Raw genomic sequence first — 3,302 nt, 5'->3', positions numbered from 1 at the left:
AAGCAGTACGACGAGACCGTCGCGACCGCCAAGGCGAAGGCGGAAGCCGCGGCCGTCGCCGCCAAGTCCGCCGCCACCCAGGGCGCCTTCTACGGCGCGCTCGCCCTGATCCTGGGCGCCCTCGCTGGCTTCCTCGGTGGACGCCTCGGCGCTCCCAAGCGCCTCACCCTCGCCGACAGCGTCGACGCCCGCCGCGTCTGAGCCCTCGTCCCGGCCGGTCCCCGCGACCGGCCGGCCAACCCATCCCAGTCATCCGAACACAAGGAGACATCCCATGAGCAGCACCACCGACAAGCTGAAGGGTCTCGCCAACGAGGCGGCCGGCAACGTCAAGCAGGCCGCCGGCAAGGTCACGGGCAACGACAAGCTCGTGGTCGAAGGCAAGGCCCAGGAGCTCAAGGGCGAGGCCCAGCGCACCGTCGGCGAAGCCAAGGACGGCATCGCCTCGGCCGTCGATAAGGTCACCGGCAAGCACTGATTCCGGACGGCGGCCGAAGCCCCGACCAAGGTCCCGCCGCCCCTTATCCCCCCTCGAACCCAGGAGTTTCCCCATGAACGGAGACCAGTTCCGCGGCGCCTCGCGCCACCTCAAGGGCCGCGCGCAGACCGCGGTCGGCGGCATCACCGGTGATCCGGCGCGCCAAGTGCGCGGCGCCGTGAACCAGGTGGTCGGCGGCGCCCAGTACGCCTACGGTCGCGCCCGCGACCGGGCCGAGGATCTCATCGACGACGGACGCGACATCGCCCACGAGGTGCGCGACCGCGCCGGGAACCTGATCGAGGACGGGCGTCACCTCGTCGACGAGACGCGCGACCGGGCGGGAAACCTCATCGATGACGGTCGCGCCTTCGCCCATCACGCGGCCAAGCGCGGATCGACCTACGGCCGACAGGCCGTGCGCTACGCCGACGACAACCGCGCCTCCGCGCTCCTCGGCCTCGCCGCCGTCGCCTTCGCGGTGGGCTGGCTGTCCCGTCGCAATCGTTGATCCCGCAGTCCCGGAGACCATCCCATGATCCGCAAGCTCCTCACCGCCTTCCTGCTTCCGAAGGTCATCGCCTATGTCAGCCGCCGGTTCGGCGGGCGTTCCGCCGTCCCGCCGAACCGGCGCGGCTACTGAGCCCATCCCCAGCGCACCTCCACCATCCGTCAGGAGACACCTCACGATGAAGCTGACCCTCGCCCTTGCCGCCACCGTCGCCGCTGCCCTGGTCGGGCTCCCGGCCCAGGCAGCCCCGACGACGGGCGGCCCAGCCGTCGAGGCCCTGGCGCACGCGGATGTACCGACCGCGTACATGCAGTTTCGCCGGTACGGTCACCGTCACGGCTGGCGCGGTGGGCGCGGCTACGGTCGGGGCTACGGCTACCGGCGCGGCTACGGCTATCGCCGGGGACCCGGCGTGGGCGCGGCGGTCGGCGCCGGCGTGGCCGGCCTCGCCGCAGGCGCGATCATCGGTGGGGCGATCGCGAATTCGCAGGCCCAGGCCGCTCCGCGCGGGGTGCCGGCCGAGGCCGTGGCCGCCTGTGCCCGCCGCTTCCGTTCCTACGATGCGGCCAGCGGAACCTATCTCGGCAACGACGGCGAACGGCATTCCTGCCCGTAGGGCTCGACGATGGCCGGTCCGAAGGACGCGAGGGGGGGACGGAGCCCCGGGCGGGCGGGAGCGAACGACCCTCGATGAAGTTCGCCAAGGTCCTCCTGCGCCCGGAGCTCGTGTTCCTGCTGCTCACCGTCTTCCTCGGTCTCGCGGCGGGGGTGGCCTACTGGGTCTCCCGCGCCACGGTTCTGACGGTGGCGGTGGCGCCCCGGGACGGAACCGAGCCGGCCCTGATCCAGGCCTATGCCGACGCCCTCGCCAAGCGCCACAAGGAGATCCGCCTCAAGGTCCTGGCCCTCGACGACGTGCGCGACAGCGCCGCCGCCCTCCAGGAGGGACGGGCCGACCTCGCTGTCGTGCGTCCCGACGTCGACCTGCCCGACAACGGCCTGACCCTGGCGATCCTGCGGGACCAAGCGATGATCATCGCCTCACCGGAAGGCTCCGGGCTGACCCGGTTCCCGCAGCTCGAGCGCAAGCGCCTCGCCATCCTGGCCCATCGCGACGCCGACCAGGCGCTCATCAAGGCCATGGTCGAGCATTACGGCCTGACTCTTCTCGACAAGGAGCCCGACGGCCCGGTGCCGCCGCGCCACGTGGCGCTGGTGGAGATGACGGAGGCGGAGCTCGCGGGCGCCTTCACCCGCAAGCGGATCGACGCGGTGGTCTCGGTGATCGCCCCGACCTCGCCCACCGCCCAGCGCATCGTCGGCATCGTGCAGGGGGTGAGCCGGAGCGGGAAGGTCGCCTTCGTCGACGTGGAGAACGCCGACGCCATCATCGCGCGCCTGCCGCGCCTCCAGGCCGTGACGATGCCGGCCGAGACCTTCGGCGGCAGTCCGAAGGTGCCGGCCGAGGATGTCCATACCGTGGGGGCCTCCTACCGCCTGATGGCCCGCACCACCCTCTCCCGACCGGTCGCGGCCGACGTCACCCAGCACCTGTTCGAGATGCGCAGCGGCATGGCCAACGTGACGCCGGCGGCCGACTACGTGCAGGCGCCGAACTACGACAGCACGGCGGGCGCGACGAGCGCGCGGCTGCCGATCCATCCCGGCGCCGTCGACTTCTTCGAGCGCGAGCAGCAGGGCTTCGTCGAGCGTTACGAGACCTGGATCTACCTCGTCGCCTTCCTCGGCGGCGGCATCGGCTCGGCGCTCGCCTGGGTCGGGCAGCGCCTGTCGCGCCTGCGCCGCGAGCGCATCGAGGAGGCCACCGATCGTCTGCTGGAGATCCGGCAGGAGGCCCAGGACAGCGCCGACGCGCCGCGCCTGGAACAGCTCGCCCGCGAGATCGACGATCTGGCCGGCGACATCGCCAAGCACGCCCTCGAACGCCCGACCGAGGCCCGCACCCTGTCGGCGGCCGCCATCGCCATCGATGCGGCCCGCTCCACGGTCAAGCGCACCATCGCCGCCAGCCAGTATGCCGCCGAGCCGAGCGATCTGGCCGGGCGCACGACATCGACGGAGGCCGCCGCGGCGGGCTGACGACGCGAGCCTGGATCGTTGCCGGTCCGGCCCTTCTCGCCCCCCCCAAACCTGTTCACTCCCCGAGACCTGTTCACTTCTCAAGACCTGTTCACCCCCACAAACGGAGACCTCCGATGAGCAAGGGCTACCCCTCGATGACCGCGCTGCTGGGCCTTCTGGCCGTGGCCGGCTACCAGAACCGCGACAAGCTCGCCGAGCTGCTGAAGGGCC

At 71.8% G+C, this 3,302-nt stretch carries 4 protein-coding genes and 1 pseudogene; all 5 read left to right on the top strand.

Features of this window, described 5'->3' with window-relative positions:
- Positions 1–201 (top strand): annotated as a pseudogene (locus ASG51_RS17335) (PhnA-like protein); the annotation flags it as partial.
- A 73-nt stretch (positions 202–274) separates the two neighbouring features.
- Complete coding sequence (locus ASG51_RS17330) at positions 275–478, top strand: CsbD family protein (RefSeq protein ID WP_056217792.1); 204 nt, start codon at positions 275–277, stop codon at positions 476–478.
- A 73-nt stretch (positions 479–551) separates the two neighbouring features.
- Positions 552–989: a CsbD family protein gene (locus ASG51_RS17325; protein ID WP_056382126.1), complete on the top strand. Its 438-nt coding sequence runs from the start codon at positions 552–554 to the stop codon at positions 987–989.
- Between the two features lie 178 nt (positions 990–1,167).
- On the top strand, positions 1,168–1,605 hold the full coding sequence (locus tag ASG51_RS17320) for a BA14K family protein (RefSeq protein ID WP_056217796.1): 438 nt from the start codon (positions 1,168–1,170) through the stop codon (positions 1,603–1,605).
- Between the two features lie 74 nt (positions 1,606–1,679).
- Positions 1,680–3,089 (top strand): TAXI family TRAP transporter solute-binding subunit, encoded by a 1,410-nt coding sequence (locus ASG51_RS17315; protein WP_056217799.1) that lies wholly within the window; start codon positions 1,680–1,682, stop codon positions 3,087–3,089.
- Positions 3,090–3,302 lie beyond the last annotated feature (213 nt).

Source organism: Methylobacterium sp. Leaf465, assembly GCF_001424705.1.
In the GTDB taxonomy this organism is placed as follows: domain Bacteria; phylum Pseudomonadota; class Alphaproteobacteria; order Rhizobiales; family Beijerinckiaceae; genus Methylobacterium.
The sequence above is the reverse complement of the archived record's forward strand: the minus strand, read 5'-3'. Positions and strand labels throughout refer to the sequence as shown.

Coding starts and splice junctions, on each gene's coding strand:
- ASG51_RS17315 (WP_056217799.1), top strand. CDS start 1,680: ATGAAGTTCGCCAAGGTCCTCCTGCGCCCGGAGCTCGTGTTCCTGCTG.
- ASG51_RS17320 (WP_056217796.1), top strand. CDS start 1,168: ATGAAGCTGACCCTCGCCCTTGCCGCCACCGTCGCCGCTGCCCTGGTC.
- ASG51_RS17330 (WP_056217792.1), top strand. CDS start 275: ATGAGCAGCACCACCGACAAGCTGAAGGGTCTCGCCAACGAGGCGGCC.
- ASG51_RS17325 (WP_056382126.1), top strand. CDS start 552: ATGAACGGAGACCAGTTCCGCGGCGCCTCGCGCCACCTCAAGGGCCGC.